We start from the raw sequence: 21,797 nt of genomic DNA on the forward strand, positions 1-21,797 counted from the left end.
CCACCCCCCGCGCGATCCGGCGTGCACGCCGTCCGGCGCCCGGCCGCCGCGCGCCCGCGGAACCGAGGTCTCCGCATCCGACCGGACGCGCACTGGAAACGTTCTTTCCTGTTCGCGGGCGGGTCTCCGGGCGCCCGCCCCGTCCCGGCGGGCACGGGGCCGGTCCGGCCGGGGCGACCGCCGCGCGCGAAGTCCGGCCGACCGGCGAGCCGCTTCCGGCCCGCCGCCGATCGCGCGGACGCCTCCGGCGCGGAGCCGGCCACACAGTGCCTCCACAGTGCCTCCACAGTGCCTCAACAGCGCCCTCACAGCGCCTCCCGCAACGCCCACGCAGAGCTCCCACAGGGCCCCGGCCGGGGCTCCACCGCAGGTAAACCGCCATATGGCCGAGCGCGCGGCCCCGGCCGCCCCACCTCTCCGGCGGAGACCTCGGCGCCGGACCCGGCGGCCGGACGCGGCCGGCGTCGTACGCCACCCCGAGAAGGACAAAGAGGGATGTTCGTGGTGACCAGGCGCTATTCCGGCGATCCTAAATCTTCACAGGAATTGATTGACTATTCCCGCGAAATGGGAATACTTAGGACCTTGGTTGGCGGATCCCCCGGCGATAATCGTATGTGATGAACGGTTGTGGTCGTCCGTGCCGACCCGAGGTTCGCCCGTGTCCCGGTGGAAAGTGAGGTGTCGGCTGTGCTGGCCGATCGGATCCGCGACAGCCTCACTGCGCGGCCGAAGGAGGCCGCCCGCCGCAGGGCCCGGGGCGACCACGGGGCGCCCCCTGTCATGAGCGCCGCCGTGAACGGCCCGCACCCCGCCCGGGGTCCCGCCCACCGGATCCCGGCCCGGCCCCCGCGACCGGCGGCGCCGCACAGGCCCCGTCCCCGGCCCGGCTCACCCGCCGCCGAACGGACCGGCCGGCGCACCCACCCGGGCAGACCCACGCCCGGACGACCGTGTGCGGTACGGCCCGAGACGTGAACCGGCGTCAACCGCCGTCACACCGGGGCGGGAATCGCGGCGCCCTCGATCCCCGGGCCCGCGCCGCAGGCACCTCCGGCCCGCGACCCCACGCGCGCCCGCGCCGCTCACGGCCCGCCCCCCGCTGACTCTCGCCGCCGACGCCCGGCGACCTTTTGCCCTGCCTCTCTGATCCATGAAGGTGACCATGGCTCCAACCCCGTCGTCCGTCCCCTTACCGCCAGTGGTGCGGCGGCTCTGGCTGACCGCGCTGGCCCTCACCGCCTGCGTGGCCGCCTACGTCGTCGCCACCCTGCTGCTGTCCAGCAGCCTCGGCGGCGACTGGCAGGTGACGGTGATCTCAGGAGTGGCGACCGCGGCGGCCCTGGCGATGCTGGTCGCGATCTTCTCCCTGCGCCGCCGGCACCGGCAGGCGCTGGGGGCGCTGCTACAGCGCGACCGGTACATCGAGCAGCGGGAGGCCGGTTTCCAGCAGGAGATCGAGCGGCGTGACACCCAGTGGCGCGACCACCTGGTACAGCGTTCGCAGGCGCTGGACCGGGTGCTGCGCCATCTGGGAGAGGTTCGCCTCCCCGCGGCGCTGGACGGATCCGTGTCACCGCCCGCGCTGCACGACGCGCCCGTCGACGACGAGGTGGCGGCGGCGGTGGAACGGCTGGTCGACGAGGTCGCGCGCGCCGGGCGGGAAGGACGTGAACGGCAGGAGTCGTTGCGGCTGGCGGTCGTGGCCCTGGCCCGGCGGGTCCAGACGTCGGCGCACCGCATCCAGGAGACGGCCTCGCTGATGGCCGGCCGTCATCCGGGGAACGCCGACGTCCTGGAGTCGAGCATGAACGTCGACCACGCCGCGGCCCAGCAGGGACGGCACGCCCAGAGCCTGGCGGTGCTGTGCGGCGAGTGGCCCGGCCAGCAGTGGCCCAAGCCGCTGGCGCTGGTGGACGTGGTGCGGGCCGGATCGGCCCGGATCGTGGCCTACAAGCGCGTCGAGGTGTCGGGAGACCCGGACACGGCGGCCGCCGCCCAGGTGGTCGAGCCGCTGATCCACCTGGTGGCCGAGCTGCTGGCCAACGCCACGCAGTCCTCTCCGCCGAGGACGAAGGTGTCGGTGGCGGTACGCCACGTCCAGCGGGGCGCGGTCATCGAGATCGACGACGGCGGTGTCGGCCTCGACGAGCACCGCCTGGAGCAGGCACGCGAGGTGATCTCGGGGCGCCGGACGGTCGAGCTGGGCGAGGTGGGCGAGATCCCCCAGACGGGCCTCGCCGTCGTCGGTCACTACGTTCGCCGTTACGGGTTCCAGGCGGACCTGCTGCAGTCGCCGTACGGCGGGGTGCGGGCGGTGGTGCTGATCCCCGCCGAGGTCGTGGAGACCCTGGAGCCCGCCGGCGCCTTCTCCGCCCAGCAGATCGCCCACGAGTCCGGCCTCGCCGTACCGCCGCCGTCCACCCCCGGTTCCCTCTCCCGCGACATCGTCGCGGGCCTGCCGCAACGGAGGTCCCTGCGAGACCAGCCCCGCCCCGCCGCCGCTTCCTCCCCGGCCCCCGCGTCTCCTCCGCCCGCCCAGACCCCCGAGCAGGCGGGCGCGTGGATGACGGCGTACTTCAACCAGGCCTCTGGCGCCGAGAACAGCCCGAGTGCGGCCGCCGACGCCGGCGACGCCCCCGACAACAGATGACGGAGACGACGATGACGCAGACGCAGCAAGATCAGGACTGGATGATCGCCGAGGTCGCCTGGGTTCCAGGGGTGCGCCACGCCGTGGTGCTCAGCGCCGACGGGCTGCTCAAGGCACGCTCCGAGGGCACCGACCAGGCCGTCGCCGACCGCCTGGCGGCGGCCTGCGCCGGGCTGCAGTCCCTGGGGCAGAGCGTGGGCAGGGAGTTCGGCGCCGACGGCAGGGCCGTGCGGGAGCTGATGGTGGGGTTCGACGGCGGCTACCTGTTCGCGCGCACCGCGGGCGAGGGCTCCCACCTCGCGGTGGTCACCCACGCCGTGGTGGATCCCGGGCTCATCGCCCAGCAGATGCAGGCGCAGGTCAACAAGATCGGGCAGCACAACCTCAGTACTCCGGCACGCGGAATCGCCAAGACGTGAGCGGCCAGGACGAGTACCAGGACAGCGCCCTGCGGCCGTACGTGCTCACCGGGGGGCGGGCGCGCCCGTCGCGCAACACCATCGGCGTCGACACACTGCTGGTCATGGCCGACCCCGGCCCTCCGCTGCCGGTTTCGGCCAGCCGTCAGGAGCGCGCGCTGCTGCGCATGTGCGCCCGGCTGCTGTCGCTGGTCGAAGCCGCCGCCCACCTGGAGTTGCCGGTCAGCATCGTCACCATCCTGGCCTCCGACCTGGTCGACTCCGGCCACCTGACGGCACGCTCGGGCATCCCCGAGGCCACCCGCCCCGACCAAGAACTACTGCAGGAAGTGCTGGATGGTCTCCGCAGGCTCCTCTGACCGCTATCTCCCCTCCACGGTGCAGCAGGCCGTGAAGATCCTCGTAGTCGGGGACTTCGGCGTCGGTAAGACCACGCTGATCGGTTCGGTCAGCGAGATCGAACCGCTGCGCACCGAGGAGAACATGACCCAGGCCAGCGTGGGCGTCGACGACCTCGCCGGCCTGGAGAGCAAGACCACCACCACCGTCGCGATGGACTTCGGCCGCGTCACCCTCAGCCCGCGCGTCGCGCTGTACCTGTTCGGCACCCCCGGCCAGCGGCGGTTCTGGGACCTGTGGGCCGGACTGGCCGAGGGCGCCGTCGGCGTCCTGGTCCTGGTCGACACGCGCCGCCTGGAAGGCAGCTTCGAGGTGCTCGACCAGCTGGAGCTGCACGGTGACACGCCCTTCGCCGTGGCGATCAACCACTTCCCCGACTCCAGGCACCACAGCACCGAGCAACTGCGCCAAGCCCTGGACCTGCAGCCCCAGACCCCCATCATCGACTGCGACGCCCGTGACCGATCCTCGTCGGTCCAGGCCTTGATCACCCTTGTCGAATACGCCTCTCGCACCCTCGTCGCTCAGGAAGTGTCCTCTTGACCTCCTCGCCGCCTCCCTCGGCCTGCCCCGCGCACGCTCTCACGACCGGTCTGCCACCCCTGTCGTCGGCCACGACGTGCGCGGACCCGCGCGGCGTCTACCGGCGGCTCCGCGAACAGTGGGGCAGTGTCGCACGGGTGGAGCTCGAGCCGGGGGTCGCCGCCTGGCTCGTCATGGGCTACGAGGAGATCCTGACCATCACCCGCCAGGAACGGCTCTACTCCCGCGACGCCCGCAACTGGCGTGATTTCCAGGAGGGCGTCGTCGCGCCCGACTCGGGGCTGGGGCCGATGATGTTCTGGCGCGCCAACGTCATCGGCGCCGACGGCGCCGAACACCGGCGGCTGCGCCGGCCTCTCGACTACGGCGTCGCGAAAATCGACCAGCGCCGCATGCGCCGTTCGGTGCAGGCCACCTGCACCGAGCTGATCACCGGATTCGCCGGGCAGGGCAGCGCGGACCTCGTCGCGCAGTACGCCGCGGTCATCCCCATGCTGGCCGTCGCCGACCTGTTCGGCCTGGACACCGGGCAGGGGCACGAATTGCTGGTCGCCCTGATGGCCCTGTTCGGCAGCGCCGACGACTCCCAGGCCGGCAACCGCCGGTTCGAGGAGATCCTCTCGGGCGTCATGCACGCCCGCCGCCACGCCCCCACCGGCGACCTCACCAGCGTCTTCCTCGCCAACCCCGAGCTGCGCAACGACGACGAGATCCTGCAGTCCATCGTGGTGATGGTCTCCGCCGGCTACGAGACCACGACGACCTGGATCGCCCAGACCCTGCGGCTGATGCTCACCGACCCGCGTTTCGAGGGCCGTCTGCGCGGCGGCCGCCTGGGCGTGGACGACGCCCTGGACGAGGTGCTGTGGCGCGACCCGCCCATGTCCAACATGCCCGCCCGCTACGCGCTGCGCGACACCGAGCTGGGCGGACGCCGCATCCAGCGGGGCGACGCCCTGATCCTCGGCCTGGCCGCCGCCAACGACGACCCCCGCGTGCACACCGACGACTCGTCCACGGAACTGGGCAACCGCGCACACTTGGCCTGGAGCGCCGGTCCACACGCTTGCCCCGCGCAGGTGCCTGCGCGGATAATAACCCGGACGGCCGTCGAAACCGCCCTGCACCTCCTTCCCCATCTGCGCCTGGCAGTCCCCGCCGAAGCGATCACCCCGCGACCCTCCCCCTGGACCCGTTGCCCCGCTTCCCTGCCGGTGCACTTCACGCCATCTGTCGCACACTCCACCGCCCGTCCCTGACCTCCCCCTTTTTGGCCTCCGACTGGTTTCCCCATGTCCGCGCCCACTGGAGAGAGCCCGTGACGATCCGCGAAACATCCTCGATTCCCGTTCTCACCCTCGATCCCACCGGTTCCGACCACCACGGCGAGGCCGCCCGCCTGCGCGAACTGGGCCCGGTGGTGCGCGTCGTCCTGCCGGGCGACGTGCACGCCTGGGCCGTCACCGGCCACGCGCTGCTCGCCGACCTGGTGACCGATCCCCGCGTCAGCAAGGACTGGCACAACTGGACCGCCATCCAGCGCGGCGAGATCGCCGACGACTGGCCGCTGACCGGCATGGTCAAGGTCACCAACATGGTGACCGCCGACGGCCGCGAGCACCACCGTCTGCGCAGGATCGTCACCCAGACCCTCACCCCGCGCCGCGTCCAGGACATGCGCCCCCGCATCACCGAGATCGTCGGTGCCATCCTGGACGCCCTGCCCTCCCACGCCGGCCCGGACGGATCGGTCGATCTGCGCCGGCACTTCGCCTACCCGGTGCCGATGCAGGTGATCTGCGAACTGACCGGGGTGCCCGACCACGAACGCCCCGAGCTACGGGCACTGGTCGACAGCATCTTCCGCTCCACCACCACCCCCCAGGAGGTGGTCGACACCCAGCGCGACATCTACCTGCTGCTGAACCGCGTCGTCGCCCTGCGCCGCGCGGACCCCGGCGACGACCTCACCAGCGCGCTGATCACCGCCCGGGACCAGGATCCCGGCGCGCTGAGCGAGGAGGAACTGGTCGGCACGCTGTGGCTGATGCTGTCCGCCGGCCACGAGACCACCCTGAGCCTGATCGTCAACGCCGTCCGTGCCCTGCTCACCCACCCCGACCAGCGCGCGCTCGCCCTGGCCGGCGACGACACCACCTGGGCCGCCGTGGTGGAGGAGACCCTGCGCTGGGACGCCCCCATCGGCAACTTCCTGGCCCGCTACCCGCTTGAGGACATCGAGATCGCCGGAGTCACCATTCCCGCCGGGGAGGCCATCCTGGCCCCCTACAGCGCCGTGGGCCGCGACGACACCCAGCACGGCCCCCACGCCGACCGCTTCGACATCACCCGGAAACAGAACAGGAACCTGGCCTTCGGCGGCGGCCCCCACCTCTGCCTGGGCGCGCCCCTGGCCCGGCTGGAGGCCGCCGTGGCCCTGCCCGCTCTCTTCGCCCGCCATCCCGACCTCGCACTGGCCGTCGACCCCGCGGCCCTCACCCCCGTCCCCTCCCTGTTCTCCAACTCCGTCCAGAGCCTGCCCGTCCATCTGAACGGCGCTCCCTGAGCGTGGCGGCCGCGTCCCGTCGCATCCGTGCGAGGGGACGCGGCCGCCCAGGCCGGTCCCCTCCAGCCGCCGTTCCCGTCCCGGCCCGCGCCGTCCGCCCGTGCCGCCGGCGTCAGGCCACCGGATATCCGGGAGTCTCCGGGGCGGACCGGCGGCCTCTGGGCCCCGGAAACGACGAAATCCCGTCCGATCGAGGTGATCGGACGGGATTTCGTGATGTCTCTCGGCCCGTTCCGGGAACAGGATCGAGTGGAGCTATGGGGATTCGAACCCCAGACCTCCTCCATGCCATGGAGGCGCGCTACCAGCTGCGCCATAGCCCCTTGCGACGCAGATGAAATCTTAGCCGACTTCTGGCACCTCCCGCGCCATCACACCGCAGACGAGCGCGACGAGAGCGGAGGCGACGGCGCTCGCGGTGACGATCGCGAAGGACAGGGTGTAGGCGCCGCGGGCGGGGACGGCGGTGCCCGCGATGGTGATCGAGGTCAGGAGCGCCGCGGTGATCGCACCGGAGACGCTGCCCCCGATGGAGCGGACCAGGGAGTTCACCCCGCTGGCGATGCCGCTCTGGTCCATCGGCACGTGCTGTACGGCCAGCGCCCCCAGCGCCGCGTAGGCGACCCCGAACCCCAGCCCCTGCACCGCGTTGGCGCCGATCAGGTCGAGGACCGAGGCGTTGAAGAACGTGAACCAGCCGAACGCCGCGGCGGTGAGGCCCGCGCCGATCGCGAGGGAGTAGGCCGGGCCGAAACGGGCGGACAGGCGCCCGGCCATGAAGGACGAGACCAGCATGGTCACGGTGCTGGGCAGGGCGTACAGCCCGACGTCGAGGACCGATCCCCCGAAGCCGTACCCGGCCGAGGAGGGCGTCTGGACGAAGCTGGAGACCAGCGTGAAGGAGCCGAACATCCCGAAGCCCAGCAGCAGCGCGGCCAGGTTGGCGGGCAGCGAGCGGCGGCCGACGAGCAGGTGGAGGCGGACCATCGGCGCCCGGGACCGCATCTGGCTGACCACCCACACCGCGCAGACGGCCGCCGCGGCCGCGAACAGCCCGAGCACGCGCCCGGAGCCCCATCCCCAGTCGTTTCCCTTGGAGACGGCCAGCAGCAGGCAGACGAGCCAGGAGGACAGCAGCAGCGCGCCGATCAGGTCGAGACGGCCTCCGGCCCGGACCCCGGTGTCGTGGGCGCTCACGGCGATGAGGACGACCGCGACGGCGGCGACCCCCGCCGTGATCCAGAAGACCGGATGGTGGCTGGTGGTGCGGTCGGCGATGAGGCCGGTGACGATCATGCCGAGGCTGCCGCCGACGCCCATGGTGGCGCTGACCACGCCGATGGCGGTCATCACCCGGGCGTGCGGGAAGGTGTCCCTGATCGTGCCGATGGCCAGCGGGATCAGCGCGGCCGACGCGCCCTGCACGGCCCGTCCCACGATCAGCACCGGCAGGGAATCGGACAGGGCGCAGATCACCGAGCCCAGCACGAGCAGCCCCGCGGTGAGCAGGATCATCCGCTTCTTGCCGTACATGTCCCCGAGGCGGGAGAGCAACGGCGTGGCGACCGCGCCCGCGAGCAGCGAGGCGGTGAAGACCCAGGCGATCTCCGCGACCGATGCGCCGAAGACGGTCATCAGCCTCGGCAGCAGCGGGATGACCACGGTCTGCTGCACGGAGACGACCATTCCGGCCGTGGAGAGCGCGAGCAGGGTGAGCCACAACGGCCTGCTCCGCCGCACGATGCCGGGCTCGATGGTGACTGCTCCTGCCACGCTTCCCCCGTTTCGACCTCTGCTTTCGCAATGAAATGGTAAATGATCGTCAAAAAGTGTCATCTACGAGGTCATGTGGTGCCGGAGGGCTCGCGATGCCCCTCGAACACTACGGTCATCGGGCGTTTCGAAGAGCGCAGCGACCCGCTGATCGGGACGACGAACCTTTCCGGACCGTCCCGGCGGGACCGGACGGTGTCCCGGACACCGGTCGGGCGCCGGCCGAGCGGGTGGCCGGACGGTGGCCGAGCGGGGGCCGGATGGTGGGCGGGGGCCGGATGGTGGGCGGGCGGCGGGCGGCCCGGTCACGGCGTCCGGCCGCTCGGAACGCGTTCCGCGCGGCCGATGTCCCGCGCTAGCCGACGAGCGTGTGCATGATCAGCTCGCTGCCGTCCGCCGACAGCTCCAGCGTGACGGCGACCGAGCCGAGCTCGGAGGTGCGCGTCAGGTGCGTGCCGCCGCACGGGATGGCCACCTCGCCGCCGGGCAGGTCACAGTGCCAGGTACGGCGTGCGGTCAGCTCGGGGCCGGGGCTCTCGATCCAGACCCGGGCGTCGGCGGCGATCCACTCCTTCAGCAGGTCGTTGATCCGCCGGACGGTCTCGGGGATGTCCTCGGCCAGTCCCTCGGCGGTGAAGCCCTTGCGGCGCAGGGACTTGCCCAGGCGGTAGACGTCCTGACTGCCGCCCCGCAGGATCCGCGAGGAGGTGATGGCCGTCTGGTCGAAGTCGGGACTGCCGAGGCCGTCGGCGGGGATCTCCTTGCGCCACCGGCCCGCCAGCGCCGCGTTGAGCGCGAGCGCGGCCAGGTGGCAGGCGGTGTGCCCGGCCGACAGTTCGTGGCGGCGCCTGGCGTCGACCACCAGCTCGACCTCTCCGGCCGGGACCGGCTCCTCGGTGACGTGGACGACCAGCCAGCTCCAGCCGGGGGCGCCTCGGCGCACCGGGATGTCCTCACCGATGCGGACGGCCGGCTCGCCGTCCGCGACGGCCCCGGTCACACAGTCGGTGACCGCGAGCCCGGCGATGGTCCCCAGGTCGGCGGGCTGGTCGGGCCAGGTGTGGTCGAGCGGGTGGAACGGGGTTTCGGCCACGATCGTCCCATGGCGGTCGCCGACCGGAACAGCCCCCACGACCTCCGACCTCTTCCGGGTCTCCCCCGCCGGATAGCCCACGATCGTCGATCCTGCGATGTGCATGTCCTCATCATGCCAGTACGGCTTGCGCCGCCCCCGAGGAGGCGCAAACCGTACTAGTGAGGGAGATATCAGGCGCCGAGAACCCGCTCGTCCTCCAGGAAACGGGCCTGGCCCGCGTACCAGCCGGTGGCGAACTGGACCCCGACCACCGCGAACAGCAGCAGGAACGGCAGGGTCCAGCCGCCGCTCGCCTCGTGCATCACGCCGACGACCAGGGGGCCGGCACCCGCGATGAGGTATCCGGCGCTCTGCCCGAAGGCGGACAGCGCGGCGGTGGCCTCCGGGGTGCGGGTGCGCAGGGCGAGCATGGTCAGCGCCAGCGGGAACGAGCCCATCCCGATGCCGACCATGACGGCGAACGCCCAGGCCAGGCTCACGGGAGCGAGCCAGAGGCCGAGGAAGCCGACCGTGTAGAAGGCCACGAAGGCCGCCACGACGGGCCGCTGGTCGGCGAACCTCGACGCGATCGAGGGCACGACCATGGACACCGGGATGCCGATCGCGGTGAAGACGCCCAGCGTCAGCCCGGCCTGCCCGGTGGTGTAGCCGCCGTCGACGAGCATCTTGGGCAGGAAGCCGAACATGATGTAGGCGACCATGCTCTGCGTGCCGAAGTACGCGGCGACCGCCCAGGCGAGCCTGCTGCGGATCAGGACCCGGGGACCGAGGTCGTTGCTGCCCGTGTCCCGCTCCGGCTCACTGCGCAACAGCGCAAGCCACGGAATGGCGGCGACAGCGGCCAGCGCCGCCCACACCCCGAGGGCAACGTGCCAGTTGCCGTCGGCGGCCTTCTGGATCGGCACGGTCGCGGCGGCCGCGAGCATCGTGCCGACCGCCAGGGCGGTGGTGTAGACGGTGGTCATGGTCCCGGCCCGGCCGGGGAAGTGGCGCTTGACCAGCGTGGGGATGAGCACGTTGCCCACGGCTCCGCCGGACAGCGCCAGGGCGCTGCTGAACAGGAACACCTCCGCCGAGCCGACCATCGCGCGGACGAGCAGTCCGGCGCCGAGGGTGACCAGGGCGAGCAGCAGCAGCCGGTGCTCACCCACCTTCCTGGCCAGGGCCGGGGTCAGCGCCCCGACCGAAGCGAAGATGAGCACGGGTAGTGTGGTGAGGAGCCCGACTCCGACGCCTGACATGCCCAGGCCGGACGAGATGTTGTCGAGGACCGGCCCCACACTGGTGACCGCGGTGCGCAGGTTCAGTGCGGCGAGGACGATTCCCAGCACGAGCAACCAGGCCAGAGGTCCGGTCGTTCCACGGGTGCGGCCCCGAGTCTGATGGGTGAGCACGCTCATGCGGGGTTCAGTCCTCCTTCAATCGACTTGCCCAATCATAGGATGATTGGCTGACCACAACTGTAACAGGACTGAAATCTTGGTTTGTTCCTGACCCCTGAAAGCCCTGACAACGTGAAAGCCGGGCCCCACCCTGGCTTACAGGGCGTGACCCGGCCTTCTCACCCGTCAGGCGCGAGGCACCGGCTCACGGGGAGCCGGAGCGCCGAGGAGCTCGGGGCTCAGACACGCGGCCCCGGGGTCGCGGGCGGCTCCTCGCCCGGTCTCCGGCCGGCTCCGGGCAGCGGGCCGCTGCCGGGAGGGGCCAGCGGAGACGGCGGCGGATACTCCTGGCCCACCGTGCGCGGGGGCGCCGGTTCGTCGAAGCCGTAGCCGTCTCCCGGGCCGCCCCCGGGCCGACCGGCCACGTTCGCCGCACCGTCCGCACCGGGCACACCGGGCGCGCGCACACCGCGGTCCTGCGGCCCCGGCACGTCGCCGCGCCAGGCACCCGTCTCGCCGCCGCGTGACTCGATGAACGTCTTGAAACGCTCCAGGTCGCCGCGGACGCGCAGCCTGACGATCTGCAGCCAGTCGCCGACGGTCTCGACGAAGCCCTCCGGGTCGTACTCCATCTGGAGCGTGACACGGGTGGTGTCCGGCGTGAGGTGGTGGAAGGTCACCACGCCCGCCTGGTGCGGCCGGTCGAGGGACTTCCACGCCACCCGTTCGTCGGGGTGCTGCTCGGTGACGTCGGCTTCGAAGTCACGGCGAACACCCGCGATCTCGACGACCCACGCCGTACGGGTGTCACTCAGCTGCTTGACCGACTCGACGCCTTCCATGAACTCGGGAAAGCTCTCGAACTGGGTCCACTGGTTGTAGACCGTCCTGATCGGGACGTTCACTTCGACGGACTGTTCGATCGTGCTCACAGCGCTGCCTCCCTTTCCTGGTTCGGAGAGCAGCCCTGCCCGACGGAGCCGGGACCTAACTACCCGCGCCGCGAAAGCCAGTAAAGGCCGACGATCGGCAGGACGAGGGGAATGAACACGTAGCCGCTGCCGTATCCCGACCAGACCGTGGCGTGCGGGAAGGCCGCGGGGTCGGCCATGCTCAGCGTACCGACGATCAACACCCCCGCCAGCTCGATGCAGCACGCGGCCAGCGCCAGCCGCCGGTCTCCCCTGGCCAGCGCCACGGTGAGCACGATGTAGACCAGCGAGGCGAAGGCGGACAGCGCGTAGGCCAGCGGGGCCTCGCCGAAACGCGTGGCGATCTGCACCGCCGCGCGCGCCCCCGCGGCCAGCGCGAAGATTCCGTAGACCGCGACAAGCGCGCGTCCCGGGCCGGAGCCGATGGCCGGTTCGCTCACGCCGTACCCTGCCAGATCTGCAGCAGCCTGCCGACCATGACACAGACCGCGAAGGCACCGACCGCGATCACGGCCGATCCCCAGCGCGAGCGCTCCGCGAGCCCCAGGAAGGCCGCGCCGGGCGGAAGCACCAGGGTGCCCGCGAGATAGCCGATCAGGGTCGCCGTCTCGTTCGGTCCCTCTCCCCGGACCACCCCGGCGATCGCGAAACCCGCCTGGACCAGCAGTCCGATCTCCAGCAGGCCGAGCGCGACGAGAAGGACCATCCCCATCGGCCTGTTCCGCACCGCGGTCACGACGGCGGCCAGCACGATCACCAGGGAGAGCACGATCAGGCCGGTCGCGAGCGGGACGATCATCGGGACATCACATCGGTCATCGAGACACCACCGCGACAGCAATCATGAGCAGTAGGGTACTGCCCGGTACCGTCGCCCTCTCCTTCGCGGCTCCACTGCGCATACGCTGGATCCGTGGAGAGAATCCTGGTCAGCGCCTGCCTGATGGGACAGCGGGTCCGCTACGACGGAGCCGCCAAGACCAGCGGCGACGAGCTGCTGGCCGCCTGGCGGCGGGAGGGGCGGCTGGTCCCGTTCTGCCCGGAGGTCGAGGGCGGCCTGCCCGTGCCGCGTCCGGCCGCCGAGATCGAGGGCGGCGCCGGTGGCGCGGCCGTGCTCGCCGGGGCCGCGCGGGTGCTCACGACCGACGGGACCGACGTGACGCGGGCCTTCCTCGCCGGAGCCCAGTCGGCTCTCGCGGTGGCCCGGTCCTTCGGCGCCAGGATCGCGATCCTGAAGGAGGCTAGCCCCTCCTGCGGCAGCCTGACGATCTACGACGGCACCTTCCGCGGCCGCCGCACGCCCGGCACCGGCGTCACCACCGCCCTGCTCGAACTGCACGGCATCTCGGTGTTCACCGAGAACCACATCACCGACGCCGCCGTACGGCTGTGCGAGCTCACCGCCTCCTGAGCGCCCGGCGCCCCGGGTCTAGTAGTCCCAGGCCTCGGTCCGGTTCTCCCCGCCGATGCAGTAGACCGCCGAACCGCGCTGCCCCTGGACCAGGTCGACCCGTATCCACCCCTCGGCCTGGGACACCTTGGCCTCGAAACCCTCGTTGGGCGTGGCGGAGACCAGGCGGCACACCCCCGACTCGATGGAGAAGGTGACCGAGCCGCTCTTGGTGCTCACGACCTTCGAGCTGCCGCCCGCGGCCGCCATCTGCTGGGTGGTGGGAGTCGGCGACGGGGACTCCTGGGCCGCTCTGGGCGCCGGTGAGTTCGTCTGGGCGGCCCGGGGTGACGCGGAGGGCGTTCTGGCGGCCCTGGGCGTGGTGGTGGCTGTGGCGGTCGAGGGCCTCCTGGGCTCGACGAGCGCGGGGTCCTGCGAACGCACCGGCCGGTGCCCGTTCTTCGCCGGGGAGCGGACGGCCTGCGGCGGGAGCGTGTTGCGGACGGCGCCAGAGGTCCCGTAGGGCGTGGGGAGGCCCCTGCCGGGCGGGAGGGTCGGCGTGCCGGGAGGCAGCGTGTGACTGGTGGGTTCCGGGGGAAGGGGGGAAGCCCCGGTCCGGGCGAGCGCGGAGCTGAGATACTCGACCCTCACGTCGTTGACGACCTCACTTCGCAGGACGTCTCGGACACCGAACCACGTGACCGAGGCCGCCAGCACCGTGACTCCACACCACACCACCATGAACCCCATGGTTTGCCGCATGTTGTGAATTATTATCCCATGTGACTCTTTGTTCACTACCGTTATGTCGTATGGCAACGGTTCTGGTGGTGGAGGACGATGAGTTCGTGCGCTCCGCAATCATCCAGGAGCTGGGCAGGCGTCGGCACACCGTGCGCAGCGCGGAACGGGCCCTCGACGCGTTGCGCGAGATCACTCAGAATCCCCCCGACGCGGTGATCCTCGATCTCGGCCTGCCCGACCTGGACGGGGCAGAGGCCCTGAAAATGGTCCGCGCCGTCTCCGGCGTCCCTGTCATCGTGGCCACGGCCAGGGACGACGAGGCGGAGATCGTCCGGCTGCTGGAGGCCGGCGCGGACGACTATCTGGTCAAGCCGTTCTCCGGCGACCATCTGAACGCCCGGCTGGACGCGGTGCTGCGCCGGGTGCGGGCCACACCCCCGCCGCCGGTGCTGCGCGTCGGCGCGCTCACGGTCGACCTCAACCGGCGCGAGGCCACCCTGGACGGTGCGCCGCTCACGCTGACCCGGCGGGAGTTCGACCTGCTGGCCTACCTCACGGCCCGCGCCGACCGGGTCGTCTCCCGTAAGGAGTTGCTCACCGAGGTGTGGCAGCAGTCGTACGGCGACGACCAGACCATCGACGTGCACCTGTCGTGGCTGCGGCGCAAGCTCGGCGAGAGCGCCTCCGCGCCCCGTTACCTCCACACCGTGCGCGGCGTCGGCGTCATGCTGATCACCCCCTCATGAGACGGACCCTGGCCCTGCTCGCCGTCGCCGGGGCCGCGATGGTCGCCCTGGCCTTCCTGATCCCGCTCGGGGTCATCGTCCAGGAGATCGCCAGGGAACGGGCCATGTCCGAGGCGGAGCGGCAGGCGTACGCGCTGGTCCCCGCCCTGGCCATCACCGTGAGCCCGACCCGGCTGGCCCAGGCGGTGGCCAGCACGGGGGCCAAGGAGCGGATCGCGATCCACCTGCCCGACGGCGGCCTGGTGGGCACGCCACGGGCGTCGGCGAAGACCGTGACCGCGGTCTCCCGGCTGCCGCGGCCCGTGATCACGGAGCTGGGCGCCGACTACCTGCTCCTGCGGTCGGTCACCCTGGAGGACGGACAGATCGCGGTCGTCGAGATCTTCGTGCCCGCCTCCGACCTGACCCGGGGCGTCGCCGCGTCCTGGGCGGTGCTGAGCGGGGTCGCGGTGGTGCTGCTGGCCGGCTCGGTGCTGGTCGCCGACCGCCTGGGAATGCGGGTGGTGCGCTCGGCGCGGCGTCTGGGCCAGGCGGCCGTCTCCCTGGGCTCGGGTGACTTCAGCGTCCGGATCACCCCGGAGGGGCCGCCGGAGCTGGTCGCCGCGGGCGAGGCGTTCAACGCCATGGCCGACCGGATGCTCCTGCTGCTCGCCGCCGAACGGGAGATGGCCGCCGACCTGTCGCACCGGCTGCGCACACCGCTCACGGCGCTGCGGCTCAGCCTGGACCATCTGGGCCCGGAGGCCGAGCAGAGCCGCCGTTCCCTGAGCCGCCTGGAGTCCGAGGTCGACCAGATCATCGCGGCGGCCCGGCAGCCCTCCCGGGCGCCGGAGTTCGTCTCCTGTGACGCCGCCGACGTGCTGCGCGAGCGGCTGACCTTCTGGTCCGCCCTGGCCGACGACCAGCGGCGGCCGTGGAAGCTGGTGGGCGCGTCGGAACCGGTCAAGATCCCGGTCGCCGCCACCGAACTCAGCGCCGTGGTCGACGCGCTGCTCGGCAACGTCTTCCGGCACACCCCCCAGGGCACGGCGTTCACAGTGACCCTGCACCAGAGCCCGGAGGGGACCGGCATCCTGATCGCCGACGCGGGCCCCGGAATCTCCGACCCGGAGGCGGCGCTGCGGCGCGGGGCCAGCGGCTCGGGATCCACCGGGCTCGGCCTGGACATCGCGCGGCGGCTCGCGGAGGGCGCGGGAGGCGCGATGCGGATCGACACCTCCTCTCTCGGCGGCGCCCGGGTGCAGCTGTGGTTCCGCCCCGACCCCCCGCGTACGGCCCGCCGCCCCGCCGGGAGCCGCTGGACCCGCAGGAAGGCCGACCCGGGCGGCGGCTCAGGCGAGCCACACTGAGATCATTCCGAAACGCGCCGTCAGTAGGGTTTCCCGGCATGCGTACCCTTCTCGCCGCGCTGACAGCCGGCGCGCTCATCGGCACGGCCCCCATCGGGGCCGGGGCGGCGAGCGCGGACTCGGCCGGCTCCGTCCCGACCGGCCCCGCCGCCCTGACCGCGAACCCGATCTACAAGACCGGCGGGTTCAAGCCCCAGGCCTGTGAGGAGCCGACCGTCCGAGGCGGCGACGTCGACTCCGTCCGGCTCTACGCCGACACCGTGTCGGCCTGTCTCGGCAGGGCGTGGAAGGCGCAGCTGAAGAAGGCCGGGATCCCGTTCACCGCACCGAGGGTCACGGTCGCCTACGGGGACCGGATCAAGACCCCCTGCGGCACCTACCGCCCCGGCGACACCTTCGGCCTGTACTGCCGGCGCGACACGACCGTCTACCTGATGGTCAACGAGTACGGCATACAGGAGGAGTTCAACTCACCGCAGATGCTCGAAAGCCTGTCCGTCGGATACGGCTACCACGTCCAGCGGCTGATCGGCGTCTTCGCCCAGGAGACCAGGGCCGCCAGGAACCTGCCCAAGGCCGGGGTCCTCGCCCTGAGCAGCAAGGTCGCGCTGCAGAACATCTGCTTCGCCGGGGCCTTCATCGGAAGCGTCTGGGACTCCCTGGGCCACACCAAGGAGTCCGGCGCCGACTTCTTCGTCAGCAGGCACTCCTACGACGGCGACGATCCGGGCAACGGTACGGCGAAGAACCGGATGTACTGGCTGAAGCGCGGTTTCGACGCCCAGGCCCCCGGCGCCTGCAACACCTTCAAGGCCCCGGCGTCCCGGGTGGCCTGAACCCGTCCGGAGAGGATCCCGGCCTCCTTGCCTCCCCGGCCCCGCCTCCCCGGACCTCGCTTTCCCGGACCCCCCGCTTCTCCGGACCTCCGCGGCGCTTCCCCGGACCCCTGCGGCTTCCCCGGCTTTCCGGGCCTATCCCCGGCCGCCGCCGCGGAGGGTCGGCTCGCGCTTCCCCATGTTCGCCACCTTGCTCGCCGGAGGCGCCTTGACGGTCACCCGGCTTCCCCACCCGGTGTAGTCGGTCTCGACGCTGAGCTGCCTGTCCTCCCCCACCGCCGCACTGACGTGGGTGGCGGGCGGGTAGACGGTGACCAGTTTGCGGGGGAGCAGGTCGGGTCCCAGGGTGAGCCTGAAGCGCACCACCGCGGCCTTCTCGCTCTTGCTCAGCCCGCCCGTGCCGGTCAGGACGCTCAGGTCGGCGCTCCGCAACCAGGGGGAGACCTTCTCCACCGCGCCGAGGGTGACCGTGCCCGAGTAGGTGCGCCCCGTCCGCTTGCCCCTGGTGACCAGGAGCTTCAGGGTCGACGGCTCGGCCACGTTCACCAGCTGGCCGTACCAGCCGTTGAGGCCGCCGTTCATGCCGCGCGGGTGCTTGACCCAGGTCTTGCCCTTCGGCGGCGCCCAGGCGCCGCCGGAGTAGTAGCTGGTGGTGCCGATCCTGATCGTCCGCTCCGGCCTGGGCAGCGTCCACGACAGGACGGTGGACACCTCGGCGTCGTCGCCGGTGCGCTTGGCGGTGACGTCGGAGGCGACGATCCCGGCCTTGCCGAACTGGAGGGAGCCGGTGCGCTTGAGGAAGGACGTGTTCCCGCTGAACGCGACCAGGGTGGCGACGTCGGTGAACCTCACTCCCTTGCCCTCGGCGAACCGGCTCCTCAGCGCCGCGACCGGATCCGCGGGTGCGGCCTGGACGGGCGTCGCGGCCACGGCCACGGCCACGGTCGCGGTGACCGTGGCCGCGGCGACGCACGCGATTACTCGCTTCACAGTGATTCCCTTCAGCCTGATACGGGAGGGAGATCCTGCCGGACCTTGATCACGGACGTGTCTCGGAACGCGCCGCCCGCGACCGGCCCGCCGGAGACCGTACCGGCCCGGAGACCCTCGCCCGGCCTCCGCCGGTAGGGGCCGGCGCGTGCCGCGACCGCGAGAAGTTGACGAGGCCGCTCCGGCTGTGACAAGCTGAAGGCGGCACCGAGGTTGACACTTATAGTATGTGTGGCGCATTGTTTGTCTTTTGCGTTATGCTGCCCCTCGCGCTGTCTGTCGACGCCCCCGGATCCTCCCGGGGCGTTTGGCGTGCGCGCAGTTCGATTCCATCCGTACTTTCCGGAAGGACATCTGTTGGCAGCCTCGCGCAACGCCTCCGCCGTACCCGCCGGTCCCCGTCGTGTGTCTTTCGCACGCATTCAGGAGCCGCTCGAAGTTCCTGACCTTCTCGCCCTGCAGACCGAGTCGTTCGACTGGCTGCTCGGTAACGAGAGGTGGAAGGGGCGGGTCGAGGCGGCTCGCCAGGCCGGGCGCAAGGACGTTCCGGCCCAGTCGGGTCTCGAAGAGATCTTCGAGGAGATCAGTCCCATCGAGGACTTCTCCGGGACCATGTCCCTGTCGTTCCGCGACCACCGGTTCGAGCCGCCCAAGTACTCAGTCGATGAGTGCAAGGACAAGGACATGACCTATTCCGCCCCGATGTTCGTCACGGCGGAGTTCATCAATAACACCACTGGTGAGATCAAGAGCCAGACCGTGTTCATGGGCGACTTCCCGCTCATGACCGGCAAGGGCACGTTCATCGTCAACGGCACCGAGCGTGTCGTGGTCTCCCAGCTGGTCCGCTCACCCGGCGTCTACTTCGAACGCAGTGTCGACAAGGCGACCGACAAGGACCTGTTCGGCTGCAAGGTGATCCCGTCGCGGGGTGCCTGGCTCGAGTTCGAGATCGACAAGCGTGACAGCGTCGGCGTCCGCATCGACCGCAAGCGCAAGCAGGCCGTCACGGTGCTGCTGAAGGCGCTCGGGTGGACCAGCGACCAGATTCTTGAGCGGTTCGGGCAGTACGAGTCCATGCGGGCGACCCTGGAGAAGGACCACACGGCCGGCCAGGACGACGCCCTGCTGGACATCTACCGCAAGCTGCGCCCGGGTGAGCCGCCGACCAGGGAGTCGGCGCAGACCCTGCTGGAGAACCTGTACTTCAACCCCAAGCGCTACGACCTGGCCAAGGTCGGCCGCTACAAGATCAACAAGAAGCTCGGCGTCGACGCCGACATCATGCGGGGCACGCTGACCGAGGACGACATCGTCGCGATGGTCGAGTACATCGTCAAGCTTCACGCCGGTGAGGAGTCGGCGGGGCTGCCGGTGGAGGTCGACGACATCGACCACTTCGGCAACCGGCGGGTGCGCAACGTCGGCGAGCTGATCCAGAACCAGGTCCGTCTCGGCCTGGCCCGGATGGAGCGCGTGGTCCGTGAGCGGATGACCACCCAGGACGTCGAGGCGATCACGCCGCAGACCCTGATCAACATCCGCCCGGTCGTGGCGTCGATCAAGGAGTTCTTCGGCACCTCCCAGCTGTCTCAGTTCATGGACCAGACCAACCCCCTGTCCGGGTTGACGCACAAACGGCGTCTGAACGCGCTGGGGCCCGGTGGTCTGTCGCGTGAGCGGGCCGGCTTCGAGGTCCGTGACGTCCACCCGTCGCACTACGGCCGCATGTGCCCGATCGAGACGCCCGAAGGCCCCAACATCGGCCTGATCGGCTACCTCGCCTGTTTCGCCCGGCTCAACGCCTTCGGCTTCGTCGAGACGCCCTACCGCAAGGTCGTCGACGGCAGGATCACCGACCGGATCGACTACCTCACCGCCGACGAGGAGGACCGCTACGTCAAGGCGCAGGCGAACACGCCGTTCAACCCCGACGGCTCGTTCGCCGAGGCCCGTGTCATGGTCCGCACCAAGGGCGGTGAGACCGAACTCGCCCGCGCCGAGGAGGTCGACTACATCGACGTGTCGCCGCGCCAGATGGTGTCGGTGGCCACCGCGATGATCCCGTTCCTGGAGCACGACGACGCCAACCGCGCGCTCATGGGCGCGAACATGATGCGTCAGTCGGTGCCGTTACTCAAGAGCGAGGCGCCGCTGGTCGGGACCGGCATGGAGTACCGCGCCGCGACCGACGCCGGTGACGTCATCAACGCCGACAAGGCCGGCGTGGTCGAGGAGGTCTCCGCCGACTACGTCACGGTGATGAACGACGACGGCACCCGCACGACCTACCGGGTGGCCAAGTTCAAGCGCTCCAACCAGGGCACCTGCTTCAACCAGAAGCCGATCGTGGCCGAGGGCGACCGGATCGAGGTCAACCAGGTCATCGCCGACGGCCCCTGCACCGACGACGGTGAGATGGCGCTGGGCAAGAACCTGCTGGTGGCGTTCATGCCGTGGGAGGGCCACAACTACGAGGACGCCATCATCCTGTCCCAGCGGCTGGTCCAGGACGACGTCCTGTCCTCGATCCACATCGAGGAGCACGAGGTCGACGCCCGCGACACCAAGCTGGGCCCCGAGGAGATCACCCGGGACATCCCGAACGTCTCCGAGGAGGTGCTGGCCGATCTCGACGAGCGCGGCATCATCCGCATCGGCGCCGAGGTCGTGCCGGGCGACATCCTGGTGGGCAAGGTCACCCCGAAGGGGGAGACCGAGCTGACGCCCGAGGAGCGGCTGCTGCGCGCGATCTTCGGTGAGAAGGCCCGCGAGGTGCGCGACACCTCGCTGAAGGTGCCGCACGGCGAGCAGGGCAAGGTCATCGGGGTGCGCGTGTTCTCCCGCGAGGAGGGCGACGAACTTCCCCCCGGGGTCAACGAGCTGGTGCGCGTCTACGTGGCCCAGAAGCGGAAGATCACCGACGGCGACAAGCTCGCCGGCCGGCACGGCAACAAGGGTGTCATCTCCAAGATCCTGCCGGTGGAGGACATGCCGTTCCTGGAGGACGGCACGCCGGTCGACATCATCCTCAACCCCCTGGGCGTGCCGGGCCGGATGAACGTCGGGCAGGTGCTGGAGACCCATCTGGGCTGGATCGCGGCCCGGGGCTGGGACATCTCCGGCGTCCAGGAGGCCTGGGCCGAGCGGCTGCGCGACAAGGGCTTCACCGAGGTCGAGCCGCGCACCAACATGGCCACCCCGATCTTCGACGGCGCTCACGAAGAGGAGATCGTCGGCCTGCTCGGCAACACCGTCCCCAACCGTGACGGGGATCGGCTGGTGCGGCGCAGCGGCAAGGCCCGGCTGTTCGACGGGCGTTCCGGCGAGCCGTTCCCGCACCCGATCTCGGTCGGTTACATCTACATCCTGAAGCTGCTCCACCTGGTCGACGACAAGATCCACGCCCGTTCGACCGGTCCGTACTCCATGATCACCCAGCAGCCGCTCGGCGGTAAGGCCCAGTTCGGCGGCCAGCGCTTCGGTGAGATGGAGGTGTGGGCGCTGGAGGCCTACGGCGCCGCCTACGCCCTCCAGGAGCAGTTGACGATCAAGTCCGACGACGTTCTGGGCCGGGTGAAGGTCTACGAGGCCATCGTCAAGGGCGAGAACATCCCCGAGCCGGGCATTCCCGAGTCCTTCAAGGTCCTCATCAAGGAAATGCAGTCGCTGTGCCTGAACGTCGAGGTGCTCTCCAGCGACGGCATGTCCATCGAGATGCGCGACACCGACGAGGACGTCTTCCGCGCCGCGGAGGAACTCGGCATCGACCTGTCCCGGCGCGAGCCGAGCAGTGTCGAAGAGGTCTGACGGTTCCCGTGCGCGCCCCGCGGGCGCCGGCCCGCGCCGGAGGGAGGGTGATCGTCCTCCGGCGCGGATCCGCCGCGCCGCGGTGGAGCGGCACCGGCGGGTCCGCGAGATGACCGGGCTCGGTACGGCGCGTCCCGGCCAAGGCGGTCCGACCGGCTCTCCGGGGTCG

The 21,797-nt window shown here is 71.0% G+C and carries 19 protein-coding genes and 1 tRNA gene; 11 read left to right on the forward strand and 9 right to left on the reverse strand.

The window, feature by feature from the left end:
* Window positions 1–1,201: 1,201 nt before the first annotated feature.
* From AB0N02_RS28065 to AB0N02_RS28090, 6 genes are read left to right on the forward strand one after another with little or no spacing between them, the layout of a single operon-like run.
* Complete coding sequence (locus tag AB0N02_RS28065; RefSeq protein WP_363952444.1) at window positions 1,202–2,653, forward strand: ATP-binding protein; 1,452 nt, start codon at window positions 1,202–1,204, stop codon at window positions 2,651–2,653.
* 11 nt (window positions 2,654–2,664) lie between these two features.
* Window positions 2,665–3,072: a roadblock/LC7 domain-containing protein gene (locus AB0N02_RS28070; protein ID WP_363952446.1), complete on the forward strand. Its 408-nt coding sequence runs from the start codon at window positions 2,665–2,667 to the stop codon at window positions 3,070–3,072.
* Window positions 3,069–3,431 carry a DUF742 domain-containing protein gene (locus tag AB0N02_RS28075; RefSeq protein ID WP_363952448.1) on the forward strand — a complete coding sequence of 121 codons (363 nt, stop codon included), beginning with the start codon at window positions 3,069–3,071 and terminating at the stop codon, window positions 3,429–3,431. The genes AB0N02_RS28070 and AB0N02_RS28075 overlap by 4 nt, the downstream gene beginning before the upstream one ends.
* Complete coding sequence (locus tag AB0N02_RS28080; RefSeq protein ID WP_363952451.1) at window positions 3,409–4,014, forward strand: ATP/GTP-binding protein; 606 nt, start codon at window positions 3,409–3,411, stop codon at window positions 4,012–4,014. Before AB0N02_RS28075 ends, AB0N02_RS28080 begins: the two co-directional genes overlap by 23 nt.
* Window positions 4,011–5,273 carry a cytochrome P450 gene (locus AB0N02_RS28085; RefSeq protein WP_363952454.1) on the forward strand — a complete coding sequence of 421 codons (1,263 nt, stop codon included), beginning with the start codon at window positions 4,011–4,013 and terminating at the stop codon, window positions 5,271–5,273. Before AB0N02_RS28080 ends, AB0N02_RS28085 begins: the two co-directional genes overlap by 4 nt.
* 59 nt (window positions 5,274–5,332) lie before the next feature.
* Window positions 5,333–6,580 (forward strand): cytochrome P450, encoded by a 1,248-nt coding sequence (locus AB0N02_RS28090; protein WP_363952456.1) that lies wholly within the window; start codon window positions 5,333–5,335, stop codon window positions 6,578–6,580.
* A 250-nt stretch (window positions 6,581–6,830) separates the two neighbouring features.
* Here the strand turns inward: AB0N02_RS28090 and AB0N02_RS28095 are convergent.
* From AB0N02_RS28095 to AB0N02_RS28125, 7 genes are all read right to left on the reverse strand, one after another.
* Window positions 6,831–6,903: transfer RNA gene (locus AB0N02_RS28095), tRNA-Ala, on the reverse strand.
* A gap of 19 nt (window positions 6,904–6,922) precedes the next feature.
* The gene (locus AB0N02_RS28100; protein ID WP_363952458.1) at window positions 6,923–8,353 is read right to left on the reverse strand and encodes an MFS transporter; all 1,431 of its coding nucleotides are present in this window, start codon (window positions 8,351–8,353) and stop codon (window positions 6,923–6,925) included.
* Window positions 8,354–8,708: 355 nt separating this feature from the next.
* The gene (locus AB0N02_RS28105; RefSeq protein WP_363952460.1) at window positions 8,709–9,551 is read right to left on the reverse strand and encodes a metal-dependent hydrolase; all 843 of its coding nucleotides are present in this window, start codon (window positions 9,549–9,551) and stop codon (window positions 8,709–8,711) included.
* A gap of 68 nt (window positions 9,552–9,619) precedes the next feature.
* A complete protein-coding gene (locus AB0N02_RS28110) occupies window positions 9,620–10,849 on the reverse strand; it encodes an MFS transporter (protein ID WP_363952462.1) in 1,230 nt (409 codons plus the stop codon).
* Between the two features lie 221 nt (window positions 10,850–11,070).
* Window positions 11,071–11,763 carry an SRPBCC family protein gene (locus AB0N02_RS28115; protein ID WP_363952464.1) on the reverse strand — a complete coding sequence of 231 codons (693 nt, stop codon included), beginning with the start codon at window positions 11,761–11,763 and terminating at the stop codon, window positions 11,071–11,073.
* 59 nt (window positions 11,764–11,822) lie between these two features.
* Entirely contained in the window at window positions 11,823–12,203 is a 381-nt protein-coding gene (locus AB0N02_RS28120; RefSeq protein ID WP_363952467.1) for a hypothetical protein, read from the reverse strand.
* The gene (locus AB0N02_RS28125) at window positions 12,200–12,562 is read right to left on the reverse strand and encodes a hypothetical protein (RefSeq protein ID WP_363952469.1); all 363 of its coding nucleotides are present in this window, start codon (window positions 12,560–12,562) and stop codon (window positions 12,200–12,202) included. The genes AB0N02_RS28120 and AB0N02_RS28125 overlap by 4 nt, the downstream gene beginning before the upstream one ends.
* Window positions 12,563–12,676: 114 nt before the next feature.
* Between AB0N02_RS28125 and AB0N02_RS28130 the strand changes: the two genes are divergently transcribed.
* Window positions 12,677–13,174, forward strand: coding sequence for a DUF523 domain-containing protein (locus AB0N02_RS28130; protein WP_363952471.1), 498 nt, complete (start codon window positions 12,677–12,679; stop codon window positions 13,172–13,174).
* An 18-nt stretch (window positions 13,175–13,192) separates the two neighbouring features.
* On the opposite strand, the gene AB0N02_RS28135 is transcribed toward AB0N02_RS28130, so the two are convergent.
* Window positions 13,193–13,915: a hypothetical protein gene (locus AB0N02_RS28135; RefSeq protein WP_363952474.1), complete on the reverse strand. Its 723-nt coding sequence runs from the start codon at window positions 13,913–13,915 to the stop codon at window positions 13,193–13,195.
* A 50-nt stretch (window positions 13,916–13,965) separates the two neighbouring features.
* On the opposite strand from AB0N02_RS28135, the gene AB0N02_RS28140 reads away from it, so the two are divergent.
* The 3 genes from AB0N02_RS28140 to AB0N02_RS28150 are packed head-to-tail and all read left to right on the forward strand — an operon-like array spanning window position 13,966 to window position 16,828.
* Entirely contained in the window at window positions 13,966–14,643 is a 678-nt protein-coding gene (locus AB0N02_RS28140; RefSeq protein WP_363952476.1) for a response regulator transcription factor, read from the forward strand.
* Entirely contained in the window at window positions 14,640–15,992 is a 1,353-nt protein-coding gene (locus tag AB0N02_RS28145; protein ID WP_363952479.1) for a HAMP domain-containing sensor histidine kinase, read from the forward strand. The genes AB0N02_RS28140 and AB0N02_RS28145 overlap by 4 nt, the downstream gene beginning before the upstream one ends.
* Before the next feature lie 38 nt (window positions 15,993–16,030).
* Window positions 16,031–16,828: a neutral zinc metallopeptidase gene (locus AB0N02_RS28150; RefSeq protein ID WP_363952482.1), complete on the forward strand. Its 798-nt coding sequence runs from the start codon at window positions 16,031–16,033 to the stop codon at window positions 16,826–16,828.
* Window positions 16,829–16,963: 135 nt separating this feature from the next.
* Here the strand turns inward: AB0N02_RS28150 and AB0N02_RS28155 are convergent, their stop codons facing one another.
* Window positions 16,964–17,818: a hypothetical protein gene (locus AB0N02_RS28155; RefSeq protein ID WP_363952485.1), complete on the reverse strand. Its 855-nt coding sequence runs from the start codon at window positions 17,816–17,818 to the stop codon at window positions 16,964–16,966.
* A 357-nt stretch (window positions 17,819–18,175) separates the two neighbouring features.
* Here AB0N02_RS28155 and rpoB point away from each other — a divergent pair, with 357 nt between their 5' ends.
* Window positions 18,176–21,628, forward strand: a complete 3,453-nt coding sequence (gene rpoB / locus AB0N02_RS28160) for a DNA-directed RNA polymerase subunit beta (protein WP_363952487.1) — start codon at window positions 18,176–18,178, stop codon at window positions 21,626–21,628.
* The last annotated feature ends 169 nt before the right edge of the window (window positions 21,629–21,797 follow it).

The sequence above is a fragment of the Streptosporangium sp. NPDC051022 genome (assembly GCF_040683035.1).
Classification (GTDB): Bacteria; Actinomycetota; Actinomycetes; order Streptosporangiales; family Streptosporangiaceae; genus Streptosporangium.

Coding starts and splice junctions, on each gene's coding strand:
- AB0N02_RS28140 (WP_363952476.1), top strand. CDS start 13,966: ATGGCAACGGTTCTGGTGGTGGAGGACGATGAGTTCGTGCGCTCCGCA.
- AB0N02_RS28150 (WP_363952482.1), top strand. CDS start 16,031: ATGCGTACCCTTCTCGCCGCGCTGACAGCCGGCGCGCTCATCGGCACG.
- AB0N02_RS28125 (WP_363952469.1), bottom strand. CDS start 12,562: ATGATCGTCCCGCTCGCGACCGGCCTGATCGTGCTCTCCCTGGTGATC.
- AB0N02_RS28110 (WP_363952462.1), bottom strand. CDS start 10,849: ATGAGCGTGCTCACCCATCAGACTCGGGGCCGCACCCGTGGAACGACC.
- AB0N02_RS28145 (WP_363952479.1), top strand. CDS start 14,640: ATGAGACGGACCCTGGCCCTGCTCGCCGTCGCCGGGGCCGCGATGGTC.
- AB0N02_RS28080 (WP_363952451.1), top strand. CDS start 3,409: ATGGTCTCCGCAGGCTCCTCTGACCGCTATCTCCCCTCCACGGTGCAG.
- AB0N02_RS28070 (WP_363952446.1), top strand. CDS start 2,665: ATGACGCAGACGCAGCAAGATCAGGACTGGATGATCGCCGAGGTCGCC.
- AB0N02_RS28105 (WP_363952460.1), bottom strand. CDS start 9,551: ATGCACATCGCAGGATCGACGATCGTGGGCTATCCGGCGGGGGAGACC.
- AB0N02_RS28135 (WP_363952474.1), bottom strand. CDS start 13,915: ATGCGGCAAACCATGGGGTTCATGGTGGTGTGGTGTGGAGTCACGGTG.